General features: G+C 65.1%; 26 protein-coding genes. 16 read left to right on the top strand and 10 right to left on the bottom strand.

Annotated elements, in window-relative coordinates; genetic code table 11:
• Nucleotide 1: 1 nt before the first annotated feature.
• Nucleotides 2-2,596: a DNA ligase D gene (gene ligD / locus ASC68_RS19430; protein WP_055882941.1), complete on the top strand. Its 2,595-nt coding sequence runs from the start codon at nt 2-4 to the stop codon at nt 2,594-2,596.
• Nucleotides 2,597-2,830: 234 nt separating this feature from the next.
• Here ligD and hemH read toward each other — a convergent pair whose 3' ends face one another.
• The 3 genes from hemH to ASC68_RS19415 form a co-directional block, all read right to left on the bottom strand.
• The gene (gene hemH / locus ASC68_RS19425) at nt 2,831-3,850 is read right to left on the bottom strand and encodes a ferrochelatase (protein WP_055882939.1); all 1,020 of its coding nucleotides are present in this window, start codon (nt 3,848-3,850) and stop codon (nt 2,831-2,833) included.
• 109 nt (nt 3,851-3,959) lie between these two features.
• The gene (locus ASC68_RS19420) at nt 3,960-5,744 is read right to left on the bottom strand and encodes a DUF1007 family protein (protein WP_082528302.1); all 1,785 of its coding nucleotides are present in this window, start codon (nt 5,742-5,744) and stop codon (nt 3,960-3,962) included.
• Between the two features lie 23 nt (nt 5,745-5,767).
• Nucleotides 5,768-6,667 (bottom strand): LysR family transcriptional regulator, encoded by a 900-nt coding sequence (locus ASC68_RS19415; RefSeq protein ID WP_055882936.1) that lies wholly within the window; start codon nt 6,665-6,667, stop codon nt 5,768-5,770.
• 132 nt (nt 6,668-6,799) lie between these two features.
• On the opposite strand from ASC68_RS19415, the gene ASC68_RS19410 reads away from it, so the two are divergent.
• Entirely contained in the window at nt 6,800-7,267 is a 468-nt protein-coding gene (locus ASC68_RS19410; RefSeq protein WP_055882934.1) for a MarR family winged helix-turn-helix transcriptional regulator, read from the top strand.
• A gap of 154 nt (nt 7,268-7,421) precedes the next feature.
• On the opposite strand, the gene modB is transcribed toward ASC68_RS19410, so the two are convergent.
• From modB to ASC68_RS19395, 3 genes are all read right to left on the bottom strand, one after another.
• Nucleotides 7,422-8,108 carry a molybdate ABC transporter permease subunit gene (gene modB / locus ASC68_RS19405; protein WP_055882933.1) on the bottom strand — a complete coding sequence of 229 codons (687 nt, stop codon included), beginning with the start codon at nt 8,106-8,108 and terminating at the stop codon, nt 7,422-7,424.
• A gap of 7 nt (nt 8,109-8,115) precedes the next feature.
• Entirely contained in the window at nt 8,116-8,868 is a 753-nt protein-coding gene (gene modA, locus ASC68_RS19400) for a molybdate ABC transporter substrate-binding protein (RefSeq protein ID WP_055882931.1), read from the bottom strand.
• A gap of 67 nt (nt 8,869-8,935) precedes the next feature.
• Nucleotides 8,936-9,304 (bottom strand): LysR family transcriptional regulator, encoded by a 369-nt coding sequence (locus ASC68_RS19395; RefSeq protein ID WP_055882930.1) that lies wholly within the window; start codon nt 9,302-9,304, stop codon nt 8,936-8,938.
• 100 nt (nt 9,305-9,404) lie between these two features.
• On the opposite strand from ASC68_RS19395, the gene ASC68_RS19390 reads away from it, so the two are divergent.
• Complete coding sequence (locus tag ASC68_RS19390; protein WP_055882928.1) at nt 9,405-9,806, top strand: META domain-containing protein; 402 nt, start codon at nt 9,405-9,407, stop codon at nt 9,804-9,806.
• Between the two features lie 6 nt (nt 9,807-9,812).
• Here ASC68_RS19390 and eda read toward each other — a convergent pair whose 3' ends face one another.
• Nucleotides 9,813-10,451, bottom strand: coding sequence for a bifunctional 4-hydroxy-2-oxoglutarate aldolase/2-dehydro-3-deoxy-phosphogluconate aldolase (gene eda, locus ASC68_RS19385; protein WP_055882927.1), 639 nt, complete (start codon nt 10,449-10,451; stop codon nt 9,813-9,815).
• Nucleotides 10,452-10,587: 136 nt separating this feature from the next.
• Here eda and nadA point away from each other — a divergent pair, with 136 nt between their 5' ends.
• The 5 genes from nadA to ASC68_RS28410 all read left to right on the top strand — a co-directional run bounded on the left by nadA (nt 10,588) and on the right by ASC68_RS28410 (nt 14,593).
• Nucleotides 10,588-11,643, top strand: coding sequence for a quinolinate synthase NadA (gene nadA, locus ASC68_RS19380; RefSeq protein ID WP_244488488.1), 1,056 nt, complete (start codon nt 10,588-10,590; stop codon nt 11,641-11,643).
• 362 nt (nt 11,644-12,005) lie between these two features.
• Nucleotides 12,006-12,374, top strand: a complete 369-nt coding sequence (locus ASC68_RS19375; protein WP_055882923.1) for a DUF1508 domain-containing protein — start codon at nt 12,006-12,008, stop codon at nt 12,372-12,374.
• A gap of 27 nt (nt 12,375-12,401) precedes the next feature.
• Nucleotides 12,402-13,991 carry an L-aspartate oxidase gene (locus ASC68_RS19370; protein WP_055882921.1) on the top strand — a complete coding sequence of 530 codons (1,590 nt, stop codon included), beginning with the start codon at nt 12,402-12,404 and terminating at the stop codon, nt 13,989-13,991.
• A gap of 49 nt (nt 13,992-14,040) precedes the next feature.
• Entirely contained in the window at nt 14,041-14,307 is a 267-nt protein-coding gene (locus ASC68_RS19365) for a type II toxin-antitoxin system ParD family antitoxin (RefSeq protein ID WP_055882920.1), read from the top strand.
• Nucleotides 14,297-14,593: a type II toxin-antitoxin system RelE/ParE family toxin gene (locus tag ASC68_RS28410; protein ID WP_082528300.1), complete on the top strand. Its 297-nt coding sequence runs from the start codon at nt 14,297-14,299 to the stop codon at nt 14,591-14,593. Before ASC68_RS19365 ends, ASC68_RS28410 begins: the two co-directional genes overlap by 11 nt.
• A 4-nt stretch (nt 14,594-14,597) precedes the next feature.
• On the opposite strand, the gene ASC68_RS19360 is transcribed toward ASC68_RS28410, so the two are convergent.
• Nucleotides 14,598-15,479 carry a cytochrome c gene (locus ASC68_RS19360; protein ID WP_156387382.1) on the bottom strand — a complete coding sequence of 294 codons (882 nt, stop codon included), beginning with the start codon at nt 15,477-15,479 and terminating at the stop codon, nt 14,598-14,600.
• Nucleotides 15,480-15,644: 165 nt separating this feature from the next.
• Here ASC68_RS19360 and ASC68_RS19355 point away from each other — a divergent pair, with 165 nt between their 5' ends.
• Genes ASC68_RS19355 through ASC68_RS19345 form a run of 3 tightly spaced genes read left to right on the top strand, consistent with a single transcriptional unit; the run spans nt 15,645 to nt 18,239 of the window.
• A complete protein-coding gene (locus tag ASC68_RS19355; protein WP_055882916.1) occupies nt 15,645-16,646 on the top strand; it encodes an ATP-binding cassette domain-containing protein in 1,002 nt (333 codons plus the stop codon).
• Nucleotides 16,643-17,437, top strand: a complete 795-nt coding sequence (locus tag ASC68_RS19350) for an ABC-2 family transporter protein (RefSeq protein WP_055882914.1) — start codon at nt 16,643-16,645, stop codon at nt 17,435-17,437. The genes ASC68_RS19355 and ASC68_RS19350 overlap by 4 nt, the downstream gene beginning before the upstream one ends.
• A gap of 1 nt (nt 17,438) precedes the next feature.
• A complete protein-coding gene (locus ASC68_RS19345) occupies nt 17,439-18,239 on the top strand; it encodes an ABC-2 family transporter protein (protein WP_055882912.1) in 801 nt (266 codons plus the stop codon).
• 177 nt (nt 18,240-18,416) lie between these two features.
• On the opposite strand, the gene ASC68_RS19340 is transcribed toward ASC68_RS19345, so the two are convergent.
• Nucleotides 18,417-19,412, bottom strand: a complete 996-nt coding sequence (locus ASC68_RS19340) for a PfkB family carbohydrate kinase (protein ID WP_055882910.1) — start codon at nt 19,410-19,412, stop codon at nt 18,417-18,419.
• A gap of 60 nt (nt 19,413-19,472) precedes the next feature.
• A complete protein-coding gene (locus ASC68_RS19335; protein WP_055883301.1) occupies nt 19,473-20,357 on the bottom strand; it encodes a helix-turn-helix domain-containing protein in 885 nt (294 codons plus the stop codon).
• A 107-nt stretch (nt 20,358-20,464) separates the two neighbouring features.
• Here ASC68_RS19335 and ASC68_RS19330 point away from each other — a divergent pair, with 107 nt between their 5' ends.
• The 5 genes from ASC68_RS19330 to ASC68_RS19310 all read left to right on the top strand — a co-directional run bounded on the left by ASC68_RS19330 (nt 20,465) and on the right by ASC68_RS19310 (nt 26,777).
• A complete protein-coding gene (locus ASC68_RS19330) occupies nt 20,465-21,736 on the top strand; it encodes an extracellular solute-binding protein (RefSeq protein WP_055882908.1) in 1,272 nt (423 codons plus the stop codon).
• Nucleotides 21,737-21,893: 157 nt separating this feature from the next.
• Nucleotides 21,894-22,721, top strand: a complete 828-nt coding sequence (locus ASC68_RS19325) for a sugar ABC transporter permease (protein WP_082528324.1) — start codon at nt 21,894-21,896, stop codon at nt 22,719-22,721.
• A complete protein-coding gene (locus ASC68_RS19320) occupies nt 22,718-23,599 on the top strand; it encodes a carbohydrate ABC transporter permease (protein WP_082528299.1) in 882 nt (293 codons plus the stop codon). The genes ASC68_RS19325 and ASC68_RS19320 overlap by 4 nt, the downstream gene beginning before the upstream one ends.
• A gap of 11 nt (nt 23,600-23,610) precedes the next feature.
• Nucleotides 23,611-24,699: a sn-glycerol-3-phosphate ABC transporter ATP-binding protein UgpC gene (ugpC, locus tag ASC68_RS19315; RefSeq protein WP_055882904.1), complete on the top strand. Its 1,089-nt coding sequence runs from the start codon at nt 23,611-23,613 to the stop codon at nt 24,697-24,699.
• Between the two features lie 65 nt (nt 24,700-24,764).
• On the top strand, nt 24,765-26,777 hold the full coding sequence (locus ASC68_RS19310) for an aldo/keto reductase (RefSeq protein WP_055882902.1): 2,013 nt from the start codon (nt 24,765-24,767) through the stop codon (nt 26,775-26,777).
• Nucleotides 26,778-26,835 lie beyond the last annotated feature (58 nt).

Genomic DNA, 26,835 nt, shown 5'->3' with positions numbered 1-26,835 from the left:
GATGGCCACCACCCCGAACGAGCAGCTCAAGGACTATCGGGCGAAGCGCGACTTCGCCAAAACCGCTGAACCTTCGGGGACGAAGGCCAAGCGTGCCAGGAAAGGCAATCCGCTGCGCTTCGTGGTGCAGAAGCACGACGCGACGCGGCTCCACTATGATTTCCGCCTCGAGCTCGACGGCGTGCTGAAGAGCTGGGCTATCACCAAGGGCCCCTCCACCAACCCGGCCGACAAGCGGCTGGCGGTGCGGGTCGAGGATCACCCGCTCGACTATGGCGACTTCGAGGGCACCATCCCCGAGGGCGAGTATGGCGGCGGCACAGTGATGCTGTGGGACGAAGGTACCTGGGAACCATCAGGCGATCCGCACGAGGGGCTCGACGGCGGTGACCTGAAGTTCACCCTCAAGGGCAAGCGGATGAAGGGCGAGTGGGTGCTGGTCCACATGAGGGGTCGCGACAACCAGACCAGGAACGGCACGCGCGAGAACTGGCTGCTGATCAAGCACCGCGACGATTATTCGAGCGACACCGATGGGCTGACCGAGAAGTTCACCACCAGCGTCGAGACCGGCCGCGACCTCCCCGGCATCGCCAAGGGCAACAAGCCGCGCAAGAAACCAACGAACAAGGCGGCGAAGGCCGAGGCCGAACCCTCCGCCAAGGTGTGGACCGGTGGCAAAGCGGTGGCGCTGCCGGATTTTCGCGAGCCGCAGTTGGCGACGCTGGTCGAGGAGGTTCCCAGCGGCGACGACTGGCTGTTCGAGATGAAATATGACGGCTACCGCTGCATCGCCGCGGTTGCCGGGCCGGAAGTGCGGCTCTTCACCCGCAACGGCAATGACTGGACCCGGCAGTTCCAGCGCCTCGTTGCACCGCTGTCGAAGCTCACCAAAGGCGCGGCCCTGCTCGACGGCGAAATCTGCGCGTTCAAGGACGGCCGCTCCGATTTCTCGACGCTCAAGGACGCGTTGTCGAGCGGTGGCCCGCTGGTCTATTTCGTCTTCGACCTGCTCGAACAGGATGGCGAGAACCTCGAAAAACTGCCGCTGCTGGAACGCAAGGAGCGGTTGCGGAAGCTCCTTGGGAAAACCAGGGGTGATGCGGAGGTCCAATATTCCGAGCATGTGCGCGGCCACGGCGCCCAGGTACTGAAGGCGATGTGCGAGGCGCACCAGGAGGGGGTGATCGCCAAGCTCGCCGACGCACCCTACCGGCATGAACGCAGCCGCAGCTGGCTGAAGATCAAGTGCACCAACCGGCAGGAATTCGTCATCGGCGGCTGGCGCCCCTCCGACAAACACAAGGGTTTTGCCTCGCTGCTGCTCGGCACCTGGGAAGGCGGCAAGCTGGTCTATCGCGGTCGCGTCGGCACCGGCTTCACCCAAAAGAGCTCGGCCGAACTGCAGGCCGAACTGGACCAGCGGGCGCGCAAAACCCCGCCATTCGAAACCGTGCCGCGCGACATCGTACGGCGCGCCCGCTGGGTCGAGCCGGAACTGGTCGGCGAGGTCGACTTCACCGAGTTCACCCCCGATGGCGTGCTGCGCCACCCCTCCTTTGTCGGCCTCAGGCAGGACAAGCCGGCGCGACAGGTGAAACTGGAAACCAAGCCGCCCAAGCCCGTGGCGACAAAGCGGAAATCAGCGGCTAAGCTCAAAGCCATGAAGCTCACCGACGACATGGGAATAGCCGTGGCCGAGCGGCTCGGCGTCCGGCTCACCAGCCCCGACCGCGAGGCGCTGCCCGATGGCGGCGTCACCAAGGGCCAGCTCGTCGCCTATTACGATGCCGTCGCCGAGCGCATGCTGCCCCATATCGAAAAGCGCGCGCTCAGCCTGGTGCGGGTGCCGCGCGGCAGCAAACCGTTCTTTCAGAAGCACGATACCGGCGGCTTCCCCGATACGATGAAGCGCGTCGCCATCGAGCTCAAGGAGAGCGACAAGGAGGATCATTTCTACGTCGTCGATCTCGCCGGCATCCTTGCCGGCGTGCAGATGTCGACGCTCGAGTTCCACATCTGGGGCAGCCATATCGATACGCTGGAAAGGCCCGACCGCATCATCTTCGATATCGACCCCGACGAAGGGCTCGACTTCAAGGTCACCCGCGAGGCGGCGCTCCATATCCGCGACGTGCTCGCTGAATGGGGACTCGAGAGCTTCCCGATGGTCACCGGGGGCAAAGGCATCCACGTCATCGCACCACTCAAGCCGGTGACCGAGTGGCCACTGGTCAAACTGTTCTGCCGCACCTTCGCGCAGAAGCTCGAGGACAACGAACCCGATAGCTTCACCGCCAATATCCGCAAGGTCGAACGCAAGGGCCGGATGTTCGTCGATTACCTGCGCAACGAGCGCGGCGCCACGGCGATTGCGCCGTTCTCGACCCGGGCTCGCCCGGGAGCGCCCTGCGCGGTGCCGGTCGGCTGGGACGAACTGGAAACGATCAAGGCCGCCAACCTGTTCCAGATCGACGCCGCCGCGGCGAAAGCGCAGGAGCCAGACCCGTGGGTCGGCTATTTCGAGCTGACCCAATCGATCACCAAGGGTATGGTGGAGGCGGTGGCGGGACCGTTGAAGGATCTGAAGCTCTGACTTCGGGACGCTGACTGCTCCCTCGCCGCCTTAGAGGCTCTGCAAGTCCCCCAAACTCGGTGTCATCCCCGCGAAAGCGGGGACCTCCGTTTGCGATCGTGCGGCAGGCACCAAAACAGAGGTTCCCGCTTTCGCGGGAATGACCCGGTGGGTGGGGCGCGGCCCTGCCTTATCGCATATGAACCTTCGCTGGGATGACATCGAGTTCCCGGACGAAACTGAGGCCAACCTACCCTACACCCAGCCAGCCAGTTCCTTGCGGATCACGCTTTCCAGCATCGTCATCCCCAGCTCGCTGTCATTGAGGCAGGGGATATAGGCATAGCGCTCGCCGCCGGCATGTTCGAACTGCTCGCGGCCGGTGATGGCGATCTCTTCCAGCGTCTCGATGCAATCGACCGAGAAGGCCGGGGCGACGACCGCGACCCGCTTCACGCCCTCTGCCGGCAGCGCCATCAGCGTGGCGTCGGTATAGGGCTCGAGCCACTTGGTCGGGCCGAACCGGCTCTGGAAGGTGACCTTGAGCTTGTCCTCGGACCAGCCCAGGTGCTCGCGCACCAGCCGTGTCGTCTTGAGGCACTGGCAGTGGTAGGGGTCGCCCGCCTCGAAATACTGCACCGGCATGCCGTGATACGAGGTGAGGATCACGTCAGGGGTGAAATCCAGCGCCGCGACCCCGTCGGCGATGCTCTGCGCCAGCGCCTCGATATAGGCCGGCTCATCGAAATAGGCCGGGAGCGTGCGCACCGCCGGCTGCCAGCGCAGCGTCTTCAGCGCATCGAACGCCTTGTCGTTGGCCGTCGCCGTCGTCGTTGCCGAATATTGCGGATAGAGCGGCGCCAGCAGGATCTTCTGGCACCCCGCCGCCTGCAGCGCTTCGATGCCCGATTTGGTGGATGGGTTGCCGTAGCGCATGGCGAAATCGACGATGATGTTCTTGCCCAGCCGCTCCTGCAGCTTGGTCGCCTGCTTGCGGGTGATGACGCGCAGCGGGCTCTCGTTGGCGTCCTTGTCCCAGATCCGGGCATAGTTCGCGCCGCTCTTCTGCGGCCGGGTACTGAGCACCACGCCTTGCAGGATCGGCTGCCATAGCCATTGCGGGGACTCGATCACCCGCGGGTCGGAGAGGAATTCGCTGAGGTAGCGGCGCACCGACCAGTAGTCGGTGCCATCGGGCGTGCCCAGGTTGAGCAGCAGTACCCCCACTTTCGGTGTCGCGATCGCGGGGTGTCCGGCAGGAAGTCCGGTTGCCATGGGCTGGCCTGTAGTTTGGAAACGGTCTGTTGGCGCGCAACATAATCAGCAGCGCCCCGAACACAAGTGCAAGGGTGTCGCGGCGAGGCGGGTTTGTCGCGCGATCGTGCTAGAAACTGGCGAGCAGCAGCACCGCGCCAAAAGCAAACACCACCAGCGCCCCGCCGAGCTCCGCCCACCAGACAAGGCGGCTGCCGAGCTTGCCTTCGCTGCCCAGATAGCGGGTGGCAAAGCCCTTCGCCCCGACCGCCAGCACCGCCAGCGCCGAGACGGTGATCGCCGTGCCGAGCCCCATCAGGAACACTGCGGCAATGCCGGCAAGCAGGATGCCCTGGCTCAGCGCGAAAACCAGCACCACCAGCGCTCCCGAACAGGGCCTGAGCCCAACCCCGAGCACCACGCCGAGCTGTTCGCGCCAGTCGCCGCCGGTCTGCTCGGCGGTCACCACGTGATGATGGCCGTGTTCATGATCATGATCATGATCATGATCGTGCTCGCCGTGGTCGTGCCCATAATGCGCGTCACCCGGCAGCCGGCCATAGGCGTCGAGCGCCGGGCCACCCGCCGGCTGCAGGCCGGTGCGAAAATTGAAGCTCTGCCCCCGCTCCAAGTCTTGTTTGCGAACATTGAGCAGCGCGTGTCTCGGCGCTTCGTCGGCATGCAGGTGCTGGTGCGCCTTGGCCGTCAGGTCCGGCCCGTGATCGTGCGAATGCCCACCCCAGCCGAACAGTTTTCGCGCGATCAGCCACAGGCCAAGCAGCGCCACGAGGCCGTAAGACGCCTTCTCGATCCAGCCGACTGCCGTGCCCATGGCGACACTCGACAGCCCGAGGATCGCCGCGGCGACGCCGACGAACACCACCGCCACCAGAGACTGCATCATCGCCGCGGCAAAGCTCAGTCCGATGCCGCGGCGCACCTGCCGCTCGTTGGCCAGCATATAGGAGCCGATCACCACCTTGCCGTGCCCCGGCCCGGCCGCATGGAACACGCCATAGAGAAAGCTCAGCCCGCCCAGCACCCAGAAGGCCGTGTAGTCGGTCTTGAGTTTGCCGAGCGCCGCGGTCAGCGCCTGGTAGAAATCCGACTGCATCTGCGCGACCCAGCCGAGGAAACCGGTCTTGGGCAGCACGAACCCCGGCTCCGGCGGCGGGCCGCCGAACGGCAGCGCGGGCTTCGCCTCCGCCACCTGCGTCACGGCCTCGAGCGCCGTCGTCGCAGCGGCCGGCGCCGCGGCGTTCGAACAGTCGACGACGATAGCGCCCTGCGAGCCGCGCACTGCCGCCTCGAGTTCAGGCGGCAGCTTGGTCACATCGGATGGCAGATCGAACAGCCGCGCCTGCAGATCCGGCGATAACTCCCGCGGCGGCTCCAGGTGCACCGCGCAGCCGGCCGGAGCGTTTTCGAGCGTGATGTCGGCGGGACTGTGGAAGGTGATGGCCACATAGTATTCGGGGTCGGCGACAGCAATCTCGAGCTTGTGCTTGATTCGGTACGGCCCCTGCGGCTCGATGCCGAAACTCAGCGTCGAGCGGTTATCCGCGAACACGAACTTGGCGTCGTCCATCGAGGCGAAGGGCAATGATGACGCGGTCTCGCCGGCCGAGGTGTAAAAATTGTATTCCGCGAGACCCTTGATGTTCTCGTCGGCCAGCTCCTGCATCTCCGCGGACGAGGTGATGCCGTCATTATTGGTATCGAGCCCCTGGATCTGCCAGACCGAGAAGGCTTCGTCGAAGGTCCAGGCGTTCCTGATCTCGGTGAGTTCGCCCGCATCGTTGAAGACGATCGTCGCCTTGGCATCGATGAAGATATGCGGGTGGGCCTGGGCGGCGCCGATAAGACCGAGTGTGGCGGCCGCAGCCAGCGCCAGCTTGCGCAACAAACCCGTCATCGACGCCCCGTGCCCTGTTTTGCCTACTTCACCGGATTGTCGGCGAACCAGGCGACCAGATGGTCGATCAGGGCGCGAACCTTGCCGGCAAGATGCCGCCGATGCGGATAGACCGCTTGCAGGCTCGGACCCTCGGGCATCCTGTCCTCGAGCACGCGAACCAGCCGCCCTTCGGCGATCAGCGGGTCAGCGAGGTAGGTCGGCAATACGGCGAACCCAAGGCCGGCGAGCGCCGCCTGCATGGCGGCCACCGGAGAATTTACCCGGGCCGGACCGGAGACATGCACCGAGACCGGCGTGCCGTTCTCGATGAAGCGCCACGAACTGTGCGAGGGCATGTTGGTATCGAGCACGCATGGCATGTTGCGCAGCGCCTCGCCCGAGGTCGGCGTGCCGACCCGCTTGACGAGGCTCGGCGCGGCACAGATCACGTGCCGCATATCGGAGATCTTGCGGGCGATCAGCGAGGAATCGGCCAGCGTCGAGATGCGCAGCGCCACATCGACGCTTTCCTCCACCAGGTCGACATAGCGATCCTCGAGGCGCAGATCGACCGACATCAGCGGGTTCCTGGCGATGAAGGCGAAGATCGCCGGCGCCAGTGTCGTTTCACCGAGGTTGCGCGGCGCCGATACCCGCACCAGCCCGCGCGGTTCGGCCGTCTGGTCCGAGATCGTCGCATCGAGGTCGTCGAGCTGCTGCAAGAGCTGGCTCGCCTCGCGATAATAGGCTTCGCCGGCTTCGGTGAGGCTGAGCTTGCGCGTGGTCCGGTTCATCAGCCGCACCCCGAGATAATCCTCGAGGTCGGTGACATATTTCGACAGCAGCGCCTTGGAGCGCCCGTGTTGCCGCGCCGCGGACGAGAAGCCGCCGGCATCGAACACCTGCACGAAGGCCCTGATGCGGGCGAGGTCCTGGCTCATGCGTTCCTGACCTGAACTGTGTAGACTGGCGGTGCTTCTGCCGAACACCACCTCAGCCACGCATAAGTCATCCGCAAAGCCTGAACAATGCCGCCACTTGGTCTCTCTGAGATTAACGATAGGATGGGTCCCATGTCGCTCGATCCCGTCCTGAAGTCTATCTATCCACCCATGACCAAACCCGAAGCCCGTTCAACGCTTTACCGGCTGATCGAAGCCGGCCAGCTGGCCCACAAGGCGCTGCTGGTGCCACTGCTGGATCGCGGGCTGGAGGCCGGCGACGACGCCGTGATCTTCGTGCTGCATGCCGAGCTCGGGGCGAGCGAGGCCGCCCTCGCCGAGCATCTCGGGCTCGAGCCCGAAGCGCTGCAGCCCCGGCTGCAGCGGCTGATCGAGCGGGACATCGTGGCACGCCAGGCCATCGGCCCGGACCTCACCGAGGGCTTGGCCCTCACCGAACGCGGCGCCCGCATCCGCGAAGTGCTGGCCGCCAACTGGGAACAGCTCGAAGAAGCGCTGTTCGCCGACCTCGACACCAAGAAGCGCAAGGGCCTGACCAAGGCGCTGAAGCGTTTCGTGGAGTTGTTGCGGCTGGCTTGAGGCGCTGACATCTGAGCGTGTGGCCACCCCCACCCTCATTCCCTCCCCACAAGGGGGAGGGAGGCGATAGCTGCGCGGGCTCAGTTCTTGCGTCTCCCTCCCCCTTGTGGGGAGGGAATGAGGGTGGGGGTGGCCACAGCCGCGGTGTCAGCCCTCACCCCACCACCCGCCCAACCCGCCGATCGATCAGCATCACCGCCGTGATCACCACGAACGCGAACAACACCATGCCGCCGGCGAGGATATGGGCTTTGTCCCACTCCAGCCGCTCGACGAAATCGTAGATCGCCATCGACACCAGCTTGGTCTTGCCGGGGATATTGCCGCCGATCATCAGCACCACGCCGAACTCGCCGACCGTGTGCGCGAAGGTCAGGATGGCGCCGGTGAGATAGCCGGTGCGCGACAGCGGGATCACCACCCTGGAGAATGTCGTCCACCGCCCTGCCCCGAGTGTCGCCGCCGCTTCCAGCGGTTCCTCGCCCAGCGCCTCAAACGCAGTGCGCAGCGGCTGCACCATGAAGGGCAGCGAATAGAGCACCGAGGCGATGACCAGTCCCTCGAACGAGAAAGCCAGCGTCCGCGCCCCCCAGAGCGGCGCCAAGAGGCCGCCCGGGCCGTTCGGCCCGAACGCCAGCAACAGGTAGAAGCCGAGCACTGTCGGCGGCAGCACCAGTGGTAGCGACACCAGTGCGGCGATCGGCGCCTGCAGCGGCGAGCGCGTGCGGCACAGCCACCAGGCGATCGGCGTGCCGACCAGCAGCAGGATCAGGGTGACGATGAGCGCCAGCGTCAGCGTCAGCCCAACCGGCTGCACGATCTCACTGGCATCAAGCATCATGAAAACCTCATTGACCCGAGCCGACCTCGTAGCCGTATTTCTCGATGATGGCGCGCGCTTCGTCGCCCTTCAAGAATTCGAGAAAGGCGGCTGCGGCTGGATCCGACTCGCCCGGCTTCAGCAGCACGGCATCCTGGAGGATCGGCGAATAATCCTCGGCCGGCACCCGCCAGACTTGCGAAGCCGGCTTGTCGATCACCTGGCTCAGGGCGACGAAGCCGAGCTCCGCATTGGCTGAATCGATGAACTGCAGCGCCTGGCTGATATTCTCGCCGGTGACGATCTTGGGCGTCACGGCTTCGGTCAGCCCGAGCTTGTCCAGCGTTTCCATCGCCGCGGCGCCATAGGGCGCGGTCTTGGGGTCGGCGACCGACAGATGCTGGAACCCGTTGGCAGTAAGCACCGCCGCGCCGTCGGTGAGATCGAGGGAGGGCGAGTAGAGCACGACCTTGCCCACCGCATAGGTGAACACCGTGCCATCGACCGCAAAACCTTCCTTCACCGCCTGCGCTGGCCGCTTGTTATCGGCGGAAAGAAACACCTCGAACGGCGCACCCTGGCTGATCTGGGTGTAGAGCGCCCCGGTGGCGCCAAAGCTGAAGCTCACCGTGTCGCCGGTCTTCGCCGTGAACGCCGCGCCCAACTCCTCGGCCGGCTTGGTGAAGTTGGCGGCAACGGCCGCGCTGACATCGGCGGCAAAGGCCTGCGCGCTCGTCAGCGCCAGCAGGCTGGCGCCAAGCAGAAGGGTGGTCCGACGCATAGGATCCTCGATATATCCGAATGGGAATATCGATGGTTGTGCCAACGCCAGATGCAGGCAGCAAGCGTTATTTTCTCTCGGACATATCGCCGTGCAGCGCGCCGAGCGCCTCGACATCCCGCGCGATCGCCTTGCGCGTCGCCTCCTGCATGCCGCGATAGCGCTCCAGCACCTCGCGCCCCGCAGCGGTGAGCGACGCCCCCTGCATACTGCCGCCGCGCGACGCCTCGACCAGCGGCGCTCCGAACCCCTCGTTCAGCACCTGCACCAGCCCCCAGGCCCGCTTGTACGACATCCCCATCCGCTTGGCGGCCTCGGAGATCGAGCCGGTCTCGGCGATCAGCTCCATCAGGTCTGCACGGCCGGGGCCGATATAGAAGTTGTCCGACAGCGTGATCCTGAGGTGGGACAGGCCGATCGTCTTGTTGCCGTGCATCGCTCCTCCGGGGCGCCATCGGCCCACCCATAGCAGTTCAGATCACGGCTTTGCCACAATGGCAGAGGGGTATGGCCCCTCGCTTCGCTGGAGGTTGAAAATGTCGCTCCGCTCCTTGCCGCTGGTCTGTCTCCTCGCCATCGCAACGGCCAGCCCAGCTTTCGCCGGCGGCTCGCTGCTCTATGGCAACTGGGCGCTTGAGGAACTGCGCGACGGCGTCGTCACGCCCGGTGTGCGCACCACGCTGCAAGTCGAGCCGGACGGGCGCGCCTCCGGCAGCGGCGGCTGCAACAGCTTCGGCGGCGGCGTCACCATCAACGACAACGCGCTGCAGTTTACCGACATCGCCTGGACCGAGATGGCGTGCGAACCGGCAACCATGGCGCAGGAGGCGAGCTTCTTCGCCGTCCTCGCGGCCACCGTCAAATTTCACGCCGAGCCCGGCGTGCTGGTTCTCATCGATAGTGCCGGCAGCAAACTGGCGACGCTGCGGGCGCTTTGAGCAGAGTTAGTTCTGCTTCAACGCCGCCGCTTCGCGCGCCAGCGTCTCGATCCGCTTCCAGTCCTTGTTGGCAATGGCATCGGCCGGCATGATCCACGAGCCGCCGACGCAGATCACGTTGGGCAGCGCCAGGTATTCTTTGGCTTTTGCCATGTCGATGCCGCCGGTCGGGCAGAAGGTGATGTCAGCGAGCGGGCTGGCATAGGCTTTCAGCACCTTCACCCCACCCAGCGCCTCGGCCGGGAAGAACTTAAGGAACGAGTAACCATGTTCCGACGCGGTCATCGCCTCGGTCGGCGTGCCGATGCCGGGCAACAGCGGGATCTTGTGCTCCTCGGCCGCTTCGAGCAGCCGCGGCGAGGCGCCGGGCGACACCATGAACTGGCAGCCGGCATCGACCGAGTGGCCCATCTGTAGCGGCGAGCGCACCGTGCCCGAACCGACGACAGCGCCCGCCACCTTGGCCATCTCCTCGATGATCTGCAGCGCGTGCGGGGTCCGGAGCGTCACTTCCAGCACCGGCAGGCCACCCGCCACCAGTGCCTCGGCCAGCGGCCGCGCCGCGGACACATCGTCCAGGACGATCACCGGAATCACCGGCGCAAGCGAGAGAGTCTGGCGAAGGGCGGCGGCGTCTTGCGGCATGGCGATCCTCGAGGGCTGTCGTTCGGCGAGAGCGTTAGGCACTTGCCGCATGCCGATCAAGCCAAATCGCGACATTGAAATGGCGAGCAATCGACCTTAAGTCTGCCGCGTCTGGAGGGACGGTCCGGTGCAGCTTATCAACGCTCTCACCCCGCTGGAGGAGGCTCGCGCCATCCTCGCGGAGAGTTTCGATCTCAAGTTCACCAAGGCGGTCGAACGCGTCACATCGCGCGTCTACGAGCGGGTGAAAGACCGTATTCCTGAGATCGAATGGCCCTTCTATGCGCCGCTGATCCTGCAGATCAACCGGCTGAAGAAGGAGAAGGATGCGGTCATCCTCGCCCATAACTACCAGTCGCCGCAGATCTATCACGGCGTCGCCGATATCGTCGGCGACAGCCTGCAGCTCGCCATTGAGGCCACCAAGGTCAAGCAGTCGATCATCGTGCAGTGCGGTGTGCACTTCATGGCCGAGACGTCGAAGCTGCTGAACCCCAAAAAGACCGTGCTGATCCCCGACAGCCGAGCCGGCTGCTCGCTCGCTTCCTCGATCACCCCCGAGGATGTCATCGCCATGCGCGCCCAGTATCCGGGCGTGCCGGTCATCACCTACGTCAACACCTCCGCTGCGGTGAAGGCGGTGACCGATGTCTGCTGCACCTCGTCGAACGCCGCCGACATCGTCAATGGCGTCGCCGGCGACACGGTGATCATGATTCCCGACCAGTACCTGGCCCGCAACACCGCCAAGAAGACGCAGAAGAAGGTCATCACCTGGGCCGGCTCGTGCGAGGTGCACGAAACCTTCACCGCCGCCGACATCGCCGAGCTGCGCCATGCTTACCCGACGGCCAAGATCATCGCCCACCCCGAGTGCCCGCCCGAGGTGATCGACGCGGTGGATTTCGCCGGCTCGACCGCCGCGATGATCGACTACGTCAAGACCCAGAAGCCGCCGCGCGTGGTAATGGTCACCGAGTGTTCGATGTCCGACAACGTGGCGTCGGAAGCGACCGGCGTCGATTTCCTGCGCGGCTGCAACATCTGCCCGCACATGAAGCGCATCAACCTCGAGAACGTCTTGTGGTCGCTCCACACCATGACCGAGGAAGTCACCGTCGCCGACGAACTGCTCGAACCCGCCCGCGCCGCCGTGCAGCGGATGATCGATTTTTCCAAGAAACGTGATTGATCCCGGCGCAAACTAGCCGACTGCGCACTAGCCAAGCGCCGGTGTGGGCTGCCCCCACCCCTGTCCCCTCCCCCTAGGGGCGCGATAGCGCCCCGGAATGGGCAGGGAGACCCTCTCACCAATGCCGAGGCTATCGTCTCCCTCCCCTTTTTTAGGGGGAGGGGACAGGGGTGGGGGTCCACAGCCACCAGCCTTCGGACTTTCGTCTATAGAAAGCTCCGCTCAATAACCCACGCGAGAGTCCCAAGCTCAATCAAATCAAGCGCGTGCCTGACGTTGAGGGTTGCGCGACTCCCGCACCGCGCTAGATTTGCCGGATCGGGCCACGACTTCCCGGCCCGCAACCGAGGGGTAAAAGCGTCGTGCCACATTCCTTCAAGATCACCTCCGCCAAGGGCGGCCAGTTCGTCGCCAAATACGTCTACAACGCCGAGACCATCTTCTGGTCCGAGAACTATGCGGGCAAGGACAGCGCCAAGAACGCCATTGCTTCGCTGAAGAAGAACGCCCCGTCGGCCTCCGTTGTGGATACGGCCAAGGGCGAAACCGGCAAGGGCTACCGCTTTGAGCTCGCAGCCTCCAAGGATGGCCAGACCTTCGTCCGCTTCGTCGCCGCGAACGGCGAGACCATGGTCCGGACCGAAACCTACAAGTCGAAGTCGAGCGCCAAAAACGCCATAGAATCGCTTAAGAAGCGCGCTGCAGAAACCCCTGTGGTCGACGAGGCCTGATCCGGGCGTTTCGCCCGGGGGAGACCGATGACCTTTACTGACAACGTCCTCAACGCCGACGGTGCCCTCATCGTCGGCGCTGGTTTGGCTGGCTTGTTCTGCGCGCTGAAGCTCGCTCCCCGCCCCGTCACCGTCATTTCCCCCGTGCCGCTCGGCAACGGCGCCTCGTCGGCCTGGGCACAGGGCGGCGTTGCCGCCGCGGTCGGTCCGGGCGACACCTCGCATGCCCATGCGGTCGACACCGAGATCGCCGGCGCCGGCATCGTCGATGAGGACGAAGCGGAATCGGTCACCGCCGAAGCCGCGGCGCGCATCGAAGACCTCGCCCGCTGGGGCACCCCGTTCGACCGCGACGAGCTCGGCCACTATGTGCTGAGCAAGGAAGCTGCCCACTCGCGCAACCGTGTGGTGCGTGTCGAAGGCGACCGCGCCGGCTACGCCATCATGCAGGCGATCATCGCCGAGGTGCGCAAGACCCCCTCGATCCGCATCGTCGAGGGTTTGACCGTCGTCGATCTCGCCCGCGCCGACGGCCGCATCATCGGCGTCTATGCGCGCAAGCTCGGTGATCGCTATGCCGAGCCGGTGCTGATCCGGGCGCGCGCCACCGTACTCGCCGCCGGCGGGCTGGGCGGGCTCTATGCCGTCACCACCAACCCCTCCGGGGTGCGCGGCCATGCCATGGGCATGGCGGCCCGGGCCGGGGCGCTGATCGCCGACCCCGAGTTTGTGCAGTTCCACCCCACCGCCATCGCTACCGGCGCCGACCCTGCCCCGCTCGCCACCGAGGCGCTGCGCGGCGAAGGCGCCATCCTCGTCAACGACCTCGGCGAGCGCTTCATGCCGGCGATCCATCCCGATGCCGAACTGGCGCCGCGCGATATCGTCGCCCGCGCCAATTACCGTCAGATCAAGGCCGGCCGGAAGGTGTTCCTCGATACCCGCGAGGCGATCGGCGCGCGCATCCTCACCGCCTTCCCCACCGTCGCCAAATACTGCACCGATTTCGGCATCGACCCGGTGACCCAGCTGATCCCGGTCACTCCGGCGGCGCACTACCACATGGGCGGGGTCAAGGTCGAAGCCAATGGCCGCTCCTCGCTGCCCGGCCTCTGGGCCGCCGGTGAGTGCTCGTCGACGGGCCTGCATGGCGCCAACCGCCTTGCCTCGAACTCGCTGCTCGAGGCCGTGGTCTATGGCGCCCGCATCGCCGCCGATATCTCCGGCCTCGAGCCGCTGCGCAGCCCGCTTGCCCCCTTCCCCGGCATCGGCTGGGACCCGGTCGAGGGCGAGGCGGTGGAGGAACGCCTGCGCAACCACGTGTCGGTGAAGGAATTGCGCCGCACCATGACCGACCTGGTCGGGGTCGAGCGCAACGCCACGGACCTTCGCACCGCGTTGCGCCGCATCGCCGAGATCGAGGCCACAGCGCAGGGCGTCACCCGCTCGTTCCTCAACATGACCACCTCGGCGACGCTGGTCGCCGCCGGTGCGTTGCAGCGCGAGGAAAGCCGCGGCGGCCACTTCCGCACCGATTTCCCCGAACCACGTCCCGAATGGGAGCACCATACCGAGATGACCCTCGAAGACGCCCTCGCCATCCGTGCCGGAGCCTGATGGCAAAACTATCATAAAGTGATAGTCTGCTCCCTGAAGGAGACCAGCCATGCCATCCAGCTACACCCTCGGGGAACACTACGAGAAGTTCGTCCGCGAGCTCGTCGAAAGCGGCCGCTACAACAGCGCCAGCGAAGTGCTGCGTGACGGATTGCGGCTGCTTGAAGACGCAGAGGTCCTGCGGAGCGTAAGGACGGAAGAGCTGAAAAAGCTGATCCAGGAAGGTTTGGACAGCGGCGATGCCGGGCCGCTCGACATGGAGGAAATCATCGCCGAGGCGAAGCGGCTGAAGGCGAGCCGCCAAGATGCCGCTTAGTGTCCGTCACACCAATGCTGCGCGTCGCGACCTGAGAAGTATCTGGTCCTTTATTGCTTCAGACAATCCGACCGCGGCCGACGGTCAGATGCGACGCATTGCCGAGTCGGTCCGGCACCTTGCGAGCACGCCACAAATGGGACGTGCACGCGACGACCTTGCACCAAGACTGCGAAGCTTTCCTATCGGGCGCTATCTCGTGTTCTTCGATTTCGACGCGACGACGCTGCGAGTGGTGCGGGTCATCGACTCTGCTCGCCACATCTCATCGGAGACGTTCGACTAGCCCCCTACTCCTCCCCCAGCAGATACGCCCCCACCGCCTCGCGGTCCGCCTCGGTCCAGAACGAGGTGCCGTCGGCGATCACCTCGCCCATGGCGCTGCCCAGCACGTTGAACTCGGGGGTGAAGCCGTCGCTCAGCGCGCTGGCGATCGAGGCGACGTCATAGCCTTCGGTCTTCAACCGCTCGGCCGTCAGGGCCGGCGCCCTGCCGCCGGTGCCGCCGGCCGGGTTGCCGGTCAGTTCCTTGCCCTTCTCCACCGCACCGAGGAGGTTCCGCGGCGAATGGCACATCACGCAGTGCCCCGGCCCCTCGACCAGGTAGCGCCCGCGATTCCAGCGCTCAGAATGGCTGGCATCGGCCTCGTAGCGGCGCGGCGTAAAGAACAGGTTCTTCCAGCCGGCCACCAGCGGTCGCATATCGAACGGGAAGGCCACCTCGTGCGGCTTGGCCGACGTGCGGACCGGCGGCACCTGCTGCAGCGCCGCGTAGAGATCGGCGACATCCTGGTCGCTCATCAGCGTGTAGTTCTCATAGGGAAACGCCGGATAGAGATGCCCGGCTGGCCCTTCGCCATCGCTGATTGCTTTCGAAAACTGCGCCAGCGTCCAGCCGCCGATGCCCGCCTTGGGGTCCGAGGTGATGTTGGGCGCATAGAACGTGCCGAACGGCGTTACCAGCCCAGGGCCGCCACCGAGTTCGGCGATGCCGTTCTTCTTGTCGGTGTGACAGGTGATGCAGTCGCCGAGCCGCAGCAAATACTGCCCGCGTGTCACGTCGCCGGTGAGCGCCAAGTCGCGCGCCGCGCCCTGCACCGGCTTCAGCATGTAGACGGCGATCCCGGCCCCCAGCAGCACTGCTACCAGGAGCATCCAAACCCAGTGACGCATTTGGGCCTTCCTCACTGCTCGTGAACTCGACGACACGATGGAGATCAGCCCCACGCAGCTCCGGCGGCAATTGATCAGCGCCGCCAATCAACCGCAACTGACGAGCCTGTGAGGCCCAGGGAATCAGCTACCCTCGCTCCGGGCCGCGAGGGGGCGGCCTCCACCATGGCTCAAATCATCGAGGCACGAGCCGTTTCCAAGCGGTTCCGGCAGCATCGCCGGTTCCCCGGCTTCTTCGGCGCGCTGAAGACGCTGGTTACCGCCGAATACACCGAGGTCGAAGCGGTCACCGACGTGAGCTTCGCCATCGCCGCCGGCGAGGCGGTCGGCTATCTCGGCCCGAACGGCGCCGGCAAATCGACGATGATCAAGATGATGACCGGCATCCTCGTGCCGTCGGCCGGTGACGTCACCGTGCTCGGACGCGTGCCGCACCGCGAACGCCAGGCCAATGCGCGCGAAATCGGCGTCGTCTTCGGCCAGCGCAGCCAGCTCTGGTGGGATCTGCCGGTGCGCGACTCGTTCGAGTTGCATCGCGAGATCTATGGCATCGCCCGCCCACGCTTCGACGAGAACCTCAAATCCCTGAGCCGCCTGCTCGATCTCGAACCCTTCCTCGAGCGCGCCGTCCGGCAACTGAGCCTCGGCCAGCGCATGCGCGCCGAGATCGTCATGGCGCTGCTGCATGATCCGAAGATTCTGTTCCTCGACGAGCCGACCATCGGCCTCGACGTCGTCGCCAAGGATGCGGTGCGCAAGTTCCTGTCGCGCGTCAACCGCGAGCGCGGCACCACCATCATCCTCACCACGCACGACCTGCAGGATATCGAGGAGATCTGCCCGCGCCTGATCATGGTCGACCACAGCCGCCTGATCTTCGACGGCGAAACGGCGAAGCTGCGCACCGCCCTCGGCTCGGCCCGCCGGCTGATGCTGGAGTTCGCCGCCGATCCCGGCCCGCTCGAGCTGAAGAGTGCGCGCCTCACCTCCGACGACGGCCTGCGCAAGCACTATCTGCTCGATCGCGACGACGTCTCGCTGGTGCACGTGCTCGATGAGCTCGGCGATACCACGACGCTGAAGGATATTGCGCTCGAGGAGCCCAATATCGAGGAGGTAATCCGCACCTTCTACCAGCGCCGCAACGCCGAGTTACCGTTGCGATGAGCGTCTATTTCGCCTTCGCCCGCAGCGCCTTTCTGACCCAGCTCGCTTACCGCAACGAGGTCTGGGCCAACATGATCGGCAAGCTGGTGCAGGTTTTCGCCCGCGTCGCCATCTGGGTTGCCATCTATGGCGGCAGCGCCAGCATTGCCGGCGTCAGCCTCGAGCAGATGGTGACCTATGCCCTGCTCGGCGGCGCGGTCACCGGCGCCATCCGCTACGAATCGATCGTCAGCGGCATCGGCCAGGCGCTGCGCACCGGCGACGTCGCCGTGTGGCTGCTGAAACCCGCCAGCTTCCCGCTCTATGTGCTCGCCACCGAACTCGGCCGCGCCGCCTTCCGCTTCGTCATCCTCGTCGTGCCCACCGTCGCGGTTGTCGCCGCCGTCTACGGCATGCTGCCGCCGGCGAGCCCGTTCCATGGCGTGATGTTCGTCGCCTTTGGCCTCCTCGCCTACACCATCATCGCGCTGCTCTCGGCGCTGTTCGGCCTTGTCGCCTTCTGGCTCCTCACCTCGTTCTCGCTCGAATGGATGATGCAGGCGATCCTCAACCTGCTGTCCGGCCAGCTGATCCCATTCTGGTTCTTCCCTGCCCCCCTCGCCGTCATCGCGGCGCACCTGCCCTTCGCCTGGATCGTCTACTACCCCTCGGCGGTGTGGCTCGGGCGGCTCGACGTCACGGCGACCCTTGCCTATTTCGGCCTTGGCCTCGGCTGGGCGGCGCTGCTGGCGGGCGGCGTGGCGCTGCTCTGGCGCAAGGCCTCCACCCGCATCGTCGTACAGGGAGGCTGAGATGCTGCGCACCCTCCGCATCCTGCCGCGCCTCGCGCTGATGTACCTCCGCTCCCAGATGGAATATCGCGGCGCCTTCTGGATCGATCGCATCGCCCAGATCATCACCTATGCCAGCTCGTTCGCGGTGATCTGGATCCTCGCCGACCGCTTCGGCACCATTGCCGGCTGGAACTGGTCGGAGCTGGCGCTGCTGTTCTCGTTCCACCTGCTCGGCTACTCGCTCGGCGCCTGCATGAGCTTCACCCAGATGCGCCAGCTCGAGGAGGCAGTGCGGCTCGGCACCCTCGATACACTGCTCACCAAACCGGTCAGCCCCTGGGCCTATATGGTGTTTTCCGGCCTCAACCCCGGCTATACCGGCCACGCCCTGCTCGGCATCGGCATGATGGGCTGGGCCCTCAGCATCGTCGCCGTGCCCTGGTCGATCGGCTGGGTCGCCTACTTCGCCGGTGCGCTGATCAGCGCCGCCATGGTCACCGGCGCGACGCTCACCATGATCGGCGCCACGGCGCTGATCTGGACCCGCTCCAACCACCTCTATTCGCTGTTCTTCGGCTTCTGGGAGCTGTCGCGCTACCCGATCAACATCTTCCCCACTGCCATCCAGGCGACGATGCTGAGCTTGGTGCCGCTCGGCTTCATGGCCGCCGTGCCGGTCGCGGTACTGCTCGGCAAGCCCGTGCCGATCCTCGGCGATTGGGCCGGCCCGGCAGCGCTGCTGGCAGGACCGTTCTTCGTCGCGCTCGCCATGCGGCAGTGGCGCTACGCGCTTAATCGCTACCAGGGCGCCGGCGGCTGAGCGCTGCTGCACCGCCGCGCGGTTGAGCCAAGCTTGACCTACCCACCGGCGTCATCCCCGCGAAGGCGGGGACCCGGTGGGATCTCTCAGCTCCAGCAGGTGCCGCAGCATCCCACTAGGTTCCCGCCTGCGCGGGAATGACGTCCCTGTGAGTTGAACCATGGCGCGTGGCGGCGGCTAACCCTTTGCCAGCACCGCGTCGACTTCGCCGCGGGTCGGCGGGTGGCAGCCGACGAACTGGCAGTTGAGCCCTGCCGCCACCGCGCCGAAGCGCAGCATCGTCGCGAGCGCCGCATCATCCATGGCGCCAGGCTTGCCCGGCTTGAGGTTGCCCTGCTCGTTGAGCAGCGTCAGTACCGCCGCCATCAGCGTGTCGCCGGCCCCCACCGTGTCGCCGAACGGCACGGCGGGGTAAACGCCCTGCTTCGCCGAGCCCGATTTAGTGAAGGCTCGGCTGCCCTCGTCGCCGAAGGTGACGATCACCAGCTCGCAATTGGCTCGGCCAAGGAAATCGGCCACGTACTTGCTCACCAGCGCCTCGACCTCGGCGGCCGTCAGCTCGGTGGCGCGCACTGCGCGGCTCTGTTCCAGCGAAGCCAGGTCCTCGATCGACACCTTCACCAGGTTGACGATGTCGAGGAAACTCGAGAGCCGCGCCTTGTAGCCGGCAAAATCCGGCACCAGCGATGGCCGCACATTGGGGTCCATGGTCAGCGTCGCGCCCCGCCGCGCCGCTTCCCTGGCCACATCCAGCCAGATCGCTGCATCCTCGGGTTCGATCGGGCAGAAGCCGCCGACCTGGAACGCCTCGAGTTTGGCGGGCAGCGCCGCGATCAGCCCCTCGCGGGTGAAGGCGCGATCGGCGTTGCGATAGAAACCGTATTGCGCGCTTTTCTTGGCATCGAACGTCACCACCGCCAGCGTCGTGTAGGCCTCCACCCGCTCGGCGAGCAGCGGCTTCACCCCGGCTTCCGCCAGTGGCGCCAGGAGGTAGGTACCGAGGCCATCGGTGCTGATCGGACAGAGGAAGCCGGTATCGTTGCCGAGCTTCGAAAGCGCGATGGCGCAGTTATAGGGCGAGCCGCCCTGGTGCGCCACGAGCCGGATCACCCCATCGGCCCCGACCGGCTCCGAGATCAGGTCGATCAGGCTTTCGCCACCCACTACGAACATTGAGCATCCCCGCGCTGGAAGTTTCGCATCGTTACAATGCCGATGCGCAAAAGTTCAAGCTCAGGAGGCGAGCGCTCCGGGGATGAAGGCGTCGCGCCGGAAATCCGACGGGGACATGCCGGCGATCTTGCGGAACGACTTGTTGAAGGCGCTGAGTGAGCCGAACCCCGATTCCATCGCGACGCGCAGCACATTGGCGTCGTCGCGCAGCAGCAGCGCCTGCGCGTAGCTGAGCCGCAACAGGCTGACGTACTCGTTGAGCGTCATGCCGGTCGAGCGCTTGAAGATGCTCATGGCGTATTTCGGGTGGAGGTTCGCCGCCCGCGCGATATCGACGGAGTCGATCTCGTGCAGGAAATTCTCGGCGATGTAGTCACACATCTTGCCGACATTGCGCGACGACTGCACTTCGGCGGTTTCGACCGCGTGGCCGGCTGCCTTGCTGTCACCCACCAGCTCGTACGGTTCGAACCGCACCCGCTCGAGCCGCAGCAACAGCTCGTCCACCGCGTGCTGTGCCTTCACCACATCGCCCGAGCGGGCATAGCGGTTCCAGCGCGCGAAATTGTGCGCATCGGAATCATCGGGCGTGCAGCTCAGCAGGGTCGTCCCCTGCATCAGCCGGTGCGGCACATCCTCGGGCAGCCGCAGCCGGAAGAAATGCATCAGCGGCAGATGCGCCCCGGCATAGATTGCGTCGTCGGAGAGATCATCCATCTGGTGCGGCAGCCCGCCCCAGAACAGCACCATCTGCCCGGCGCTCAGGGTCAGGTCGTGGGTGTGCATGCGGTAGTGCACGGTGCCGGCGACGATGAAATTGACTTCGACCTGTGCGTGCCAGTGCGGCTTCAGCATCACCAGCGGGTGGTTATGGAAGGTCGACAGGATCGTCGGATGGGCTTCGACGCTGCCTGCATGCGGCTGGTAGACCGCACGCTCATGCACCTTACTTTCCGCCAAGTCGAGTTTCCCTTTGTCGCGGACATGCGCCTTTGGTCGCATATTCTAACCACGCTTGCCCAAGGTGAGCCAAATGAAAACGGGAGGATTACATGGATCGCATCCATTCGCGGTGGCGCAGCACGCTCGGCCTGGCGTTCGGCGTCAGCCTACTGTCCATCGCCGCTGTTTCGGCAGCCGAAGTCACTGTCTGGTGCTGGGACCCCAACTTCAACGGCGCGACCATGAAGGAAGCCGCCGCCCGCTACACCGCGGCGCACCCGGACGTGACCTTCAACATCGTCGATTTTGCCAAGGCCGACCTCGAACAGAAGCTGCAGGCGCAGCTCGCTTCGGGCGCCACCGACGGCCTGCCTGATATCGTGCTGATCGAAGATTACGGCGCGCAGAAATACCTGCAGTCGTTCCCCGGCGCCTTCGAGCCGCTCAACGGCAAGGTCGATTATGCCGGCTTCGCGCCCTATAAGGTCGAGCTTGCCACGGTGAACGGCCAGACCTACTCGCTGCCCTTCGACTCCGGCGTCACGGGCCTGTTCTACCGCTCCGACTACCTCTCGGAAGCCGGCTTCGATGCCGCGGCGCTGCAGGATATCACCTGGGAGCAGCTGATCGACATCGGCAAGACCGTCAAGGAGAAGACCGGCCACCCGCTGCTCGGCGTCGACATCAATGACGCGGGCACCATCCGCATCATGCTGCAATCGGCCGGCAAGTGGTACTTCACGCCCGATGGGCAGGCCGACATCGCCGGCAGCCCGACCTTCAAGGCGGCGCTCGAGACCTATTCGAAGCTGCTGCAGACCCCCGAGATCTACAAGCCCGTCGCCGGCTGGAACGAATATACCGGTGCGTTCGTCTCGGGTGAGACCGCCGCCGTCTATACCGGCGTGTGGATGACCGCCACCATCAAGGCCGCCAACCAGTCCGGCAAGTGGGGCGTTGCGCCGCTGCCCAAGCTCTCGAACGTCGAAGGCGCCACCCACGCCTCAAACCTCGGCGGCTCGAGCTGGTACGTGCTCTCGTCCTCGGCTGAAAAGAACGAAGCCTCTGACTTCCTCGCCACGGTCTGGGGCAAGGACGTCGACTTCTACCAGAAGATCCTCGTCGACCAGGGTGCGCTCGGCTCGCTCCTCGCCGCTCGTGAAGGCGCCGCATACAAGGCCAGCGACGAGTATTTCGGCGGCCAGGCCGTGTGGCAGAACTTCTCCGATTGGCTCGCTGCCGTGCCGGCCGTGAACTACGGCATCTTCACCCAGGAAGTCGATGCGGCGATCGTCGCGCAGCTTCCGGCCCTCGCCAAGGGCGGTTCGGTCGATGAGGCCATCGCGGCCATCGACGCCCAGGTGAAGCAGCAGATCCAGTAAGATCCTCCCCGGGGGCGGGTTCGCCCGCCCCCATCTCCGGCATATTGCCGCCCCCCGGGCGGCAAATGTCATTGGCATCTTTTTGGGCGGGAGCGTTTGCGTGGCAGCACAAACGAAACTCGAGCGTTCCGAGCAGATCAACGGCTGGCTCTTCGTTATGCCCGCCTTGGTGCTGCTTGGGCTCTTCATGGTCTACCCCATCGTCTGGTCGCTCTGGATGAGCTTCCAGACCGGTCGCGGGATGAATTTCAGCTTTGGCGGCTTCGCCAATATCGTGCGCCTGACGCAGGATCCGATCTTCCTGCGTGCCCTCGGCAACACCTTCACCTTCCTGATCATCCAGGTCCCGATCATGCTGGTGCTGGCGCTGCTGTTCGCGACAGCGCTGAACGACACGAGGCTGTGGGGCCGCGGCTTCTTCCGCACCGCCATCTTCCTCCCCTGCATCACCTCGCTGGTGGCCTACTCGATCCTGTTCAAGTCGATGTTCGCCAATGACGGCGTGATCAACGATTTCCTGCTCGCCAGCGGGCTCATCGCCGACCCGATCCCGTGGCTGGGCGACCCGTTCTGGGCCAAGGTCGTGGTGATCTCCGCCATCACCTGGCGCTGGACCGGCTACAACATGATTTTCTATCTGGCCGCGATGCAGAACATCGACCGCTCGATCTATGAAGCAGCGCGCATCGATGGCGTGCCGGCCTGGGCTCGCTTCTGGTACATCACCGTGCCGATGCTGAAGCCGGTGATCCTGTTCACCTCGGTGATCTCCACCATCGGCACGCTGCAGCTGTTCGACGAGGTCAATGTGCTGACCCTGGGCGGCCCGTCGGATTCGACGCTCACCCTGTCGCTCTACATCTACAACCTGACCTTCAAGTTCATGCCGAACTTCGGCTACGCCTCGACTGTCTCCTACGTCATCGTGGTGCTGGTCGGCATCCTGAGCTTCCTGCAGTTTCTGGTCGCGAGGGACCGTCGATGAGCACGCTCGATCAAGCCACCGAACTCAGCCCTGCGATTGCGGCGCGGCGTTCGAACCCCTCGTTCAACCTGCTCGCGCTGGTGAGCCGCGGTCTCGTCTACCTGCTGCTCAGCATCGCCGCCTTCGTTTCGATCTTCCCGTTCATCTGGATGTTCGTCTCGAGCACCAACACGGCCGCCGACGTGCTCACCGGCAAGGCGACCCTCGGCAATGCGCTATGGGCCAATATCGTCACCTTCTTCACCACGGTCGACGCGCCACGCATCTTCTGGAACTCGGCGTTTCTCGCCATTGTCGGGACGGTGCTGACGCTGATCATCTCCTCGCTGGCCGGTTACGGCTTCGAGATGTTCAAATCCCGCTTCCGCGAGAAGATCTTCGGCGCCTTGCTGCTGATGCTGTCGATCCCGTTCGCCGCCCTGATGATCCCGCTGTTCATCATGATGGCCAACCTCAAGCTCATCAACACCTACGCCGCGATCCTGCTCCCGGCCATCGCCTCGATCTTCATCATCTTCTATTTCCGCCAGGCGACGAAGGCCTTCCCGTCGGAACTGCGCGACGCGGCCCGCATCGACGGGCTCAAGGAGTGGCAGATCTTCCTCTATGTCTACCTGCCGGTGATGCGCTCGACCTATGCGGCGGCCATCATCATCGTGTTCATGGCCAACTGGAACAACTACCTGTGGCCGCTGATCGTCCTGCAGACCAACGAGCAGAAGACCATCACCCTGGTGATCCAGTCGCTGAGCTCGGCCTACTATCCCGAATGGGGCGTCATCATGGTGGGGACCATCCTCGCCACGCTCCCCACCCTCCTCATCTTCTTCGTGCTCCAGCGCCGCTTCGTCGAAGGCATGCTGGGCGCGGTCAAATAAGGTCTCTCAACATGAGCAATCTGAAGCTGAGGGGCATCCGCAAGGCCTTTGGCAACCTCGAAGTGATCAAGGGCGTCGACCTCGACATCAACAGCAGCGAGTTCGTGGTCTTCGTCGGCCCGTCCGGCTGCGGCAAGTCTACCCTCCTACGCATGATCGCCGGACTCGAGCCGATCACCTCGGGTGAGCTCGATATCGGCGGCGAGCGCATGAACGATGTCGATCCCAGCAAGCGCGGCATCGCCATGGTGTTCCAGACCTATGCGCTCTACCCGCATATGACGGTGCGCGAGAACATGGGCTTCGCGCTGCGCTTTGCCGGCAAGCCCAAGGACGAGATCGAAAAGCAGGTGAAGGAAGCCTCGCGCATCCTCGAACTCGACCCGCTGCTCGATCGGCTGCCCAAGCAACTCTCCGGCGGCCAGCGCCAGCGCGTCGCCATCGGCCGTGCCATCGTCCGGCACCCGCAGGTGTTCCTGTTCGACGAACCGCTGTCGAACCTCGATGCCGAGCTACGCGTCCACATGCGCATCGAGATCGCGCGGCTGCACAAGGAACTCAAGGCGACGATGATCTACGTCACCCACGACCAGGTCGAGGCGATGACGCTGGCCGATAAGATCGTGGTGCTGCGCGAGGGCGAGATCGCCCAGGTCGGCGCCCCGCTGCAACTCTATGACAACCCCGACAACCTGTTCGTCGCCGGCTTCATCGGTTCGCCCAAAATGAACTTCATGGCCGCCGAAGTGGTGGATCGCGACAACGGCAAGCTGGTCGTCGCGCTCGCCAACCACGGGGGTACGAAGGTCGCGTTGCCGATCGCCGATTCCAGTGCCAACAAGGGCGATAAAGTCACCCTGGGGGTTCGGCCGGAGCACTTCGCCGATGCCGGCAAGGGGGACAGCGACATCACCGTTGGCATCGACGTGGCCGAGCATCTCGGCCAGACCAGCTACCTCTATGCCCGGGCGCCGGGCGGCGAGCAGCTCATCATCGAGCGCGAGGAATCGCGCGACCATGGCGCTCTCGACAGCCTCACCGTCGCGATCAGCGCCCGGCACGCCTTCCTGTTCGACGCCGCCGGCAAGCGGCTGCGCTGACAGCATTTCCACCCAGGCTCCGCGCGGCGCGGCGCCGTTCTTCCGATTTCGAAGAGGACTTCCAATTGACCAAAATCACCGCACCGATCCGCTGGGGGATCATCGGCCCGGGCGCCATCGCCAAGGACTTCACCCGCGGCCTCAAGGACTCGCGCCTCGGCAAGCTCGAAGCCATCGCCACCCGCAACCCGAACAAGCCCGGCCTCGCCGAGGATTTCCCGGGCGCCCGTGTCATCCACGGCTATGACGCCTTGCTCGCCGACCCCAACGTCGATGCGGTCTATCTCGCTTTGCCCCATACCGGCCACGCCGAGTGGGCGATCAAGGCGGCCGAAGCCGGTAAGCACGTGCTGGTCGAAAAGCCGATGGCGCTGACCGCCTTCGAGGTCGACGCGGTGATCCATGCGCACAAGAAGGCCGGCACCTTCGTTGGCGAAGCCTTCATGTACCGCCTCCACCCGCAGACCCAGAAGCTCTGGGAGCTGGTGAATTCCGGCACCATCGGCGAAGTGCGCGCCATCAAGTCGAGCTTCGGCTTCCAGATGGGCAAGTTCATCCCCGACCACCGCATCTTCGCCTCCGAACTGGCCGGCGGCGGCATCCTCGATGTCGGCGGCTACCCGGTCTCGATGTCGCGCTTCATCGCCGGCGCCTCGCTCGGGCGGCCGTTCGCCGATCCGGTGAAGGTGTCCGGCATGGCCCGCCTCAATGCCGAGGGCACCGATGACTGGGCTGCGGCGCTGCTGCAGTTCGAGAACGGCATCATTGCTGAGGTCAGCTGCTCGGTGTTCGTCAACCAGGACAACGTGCTGCGCATCCTCGGCTCCGATGGCCGCATCGAAGTGCCGAACTTCTGGTTCGCCGATGGCGGGCGCGAAGGCGGTAACGGCAAGATCGACATCATCCGCAATGACGGCAGCCGCGAGACGATCAGCGTCGGCAAGCAGAAGCACCTGTTCTCGTTCGAGGCGGATGCGGCTGCCGAAGCCATCCTCGCCGGCCGGCAGGAGCTGACCGCGCCGGGCATGACCTGGGCCGACAGTCTTGGCCAGGCCCGCGCGCTCGACAAATGGCGCGCCGATGCCGGCATCGAGTTCAGCATCGAGAAGTCGACCCGCCGCATCAACACGCTGTCGGGCCGGCCGCTCAAATCCGGCGGCACGGTGATCCCCAAGCGCACCATCCCGGGTGTGCAGAAGCCGGCCTCCGCCGCTGCCCTCGGCTTCGAGGATTTCCGCACCTTCGCTTCGGGCGCCATCCTCCTCGATGCGTTCTGGGAAAAGGGCGGCAACATCTTCGACACCGCCTTCATTTACGCCGGCGGCTACACCGAAAAGCTGTTCGGCGAGTGGCAGAAGTCGCGCGGCGTGCGCGAAGAGGCCGTGGTGATCGGCAAGGGCGCCCATAGTCCGCTGGTCTACCCGGACGTCATCTCCAAGCAGTTGACCCAATCGCTCGATCGCCTGCAGACCGACTATGTCGACGTCTACTTCATGCACCGCGACAATCTCGACGTGCCGGTCGGCGAGTTCGTCGACGCCATGGATGCCGAGGTGAAGAAGGGCCGCATCCGCGGGCCGTTCGGCGGCTCCAACTGGACCCGCGAGCGTTTCGACGAGGCCATCGCCTATGCCGACAAGCACGGCAAGCAGCGGCCCGGGGCACTCTCCAACAACTTCGCCCTTGCCGAGATGCTCGACCCGATCTGGGCCGGCTGCGTCACCTCGTCGACCGCGGAGTGGAAGCAGTGGCTGAAGGATCGCCAGATCCCGAACTTCTCCTGGTCGAGCCAGGCCCGCGGCTTCTTCACCGACCTCGCCGGCCGCGATAAGCGCGACAACGAGGAGATGGTCCGCGTCTGGTACAATGAGCAGAACTTCGTCCGCCGCGACCGGGCGATCGAACTGGCCACCAAGCTCGGCAAGAGCCCGATCCACGTGGCCCTCGCCTATGTGCTGGCGCAGGACTTCCCGTCCATCCCGCTGATCGGCCCGCGCAAGCTGGGCGAACTCGACGACAGCATGAACGCCTTCGACATCAAGCTGACGCCTGAGCAGGTGCAGTGGCTGGAGGGGTAATAGCCCCTCTATTACTGAAGCAGACGCCCCCCTCCCATCCTCCCCCATAAAGGGGGAG

This window comes from Devosia sp. Root105 (genome assembly GCF_001424865.1).
GTDB lineage: Bacteria > Pseudomonadota > Alphaproteobacteria > Rhizobiales > Devosiaceae > Devosia_A.
This window is presented reverse-complemented; position numbering and strand designations above follow the sequence as displayed.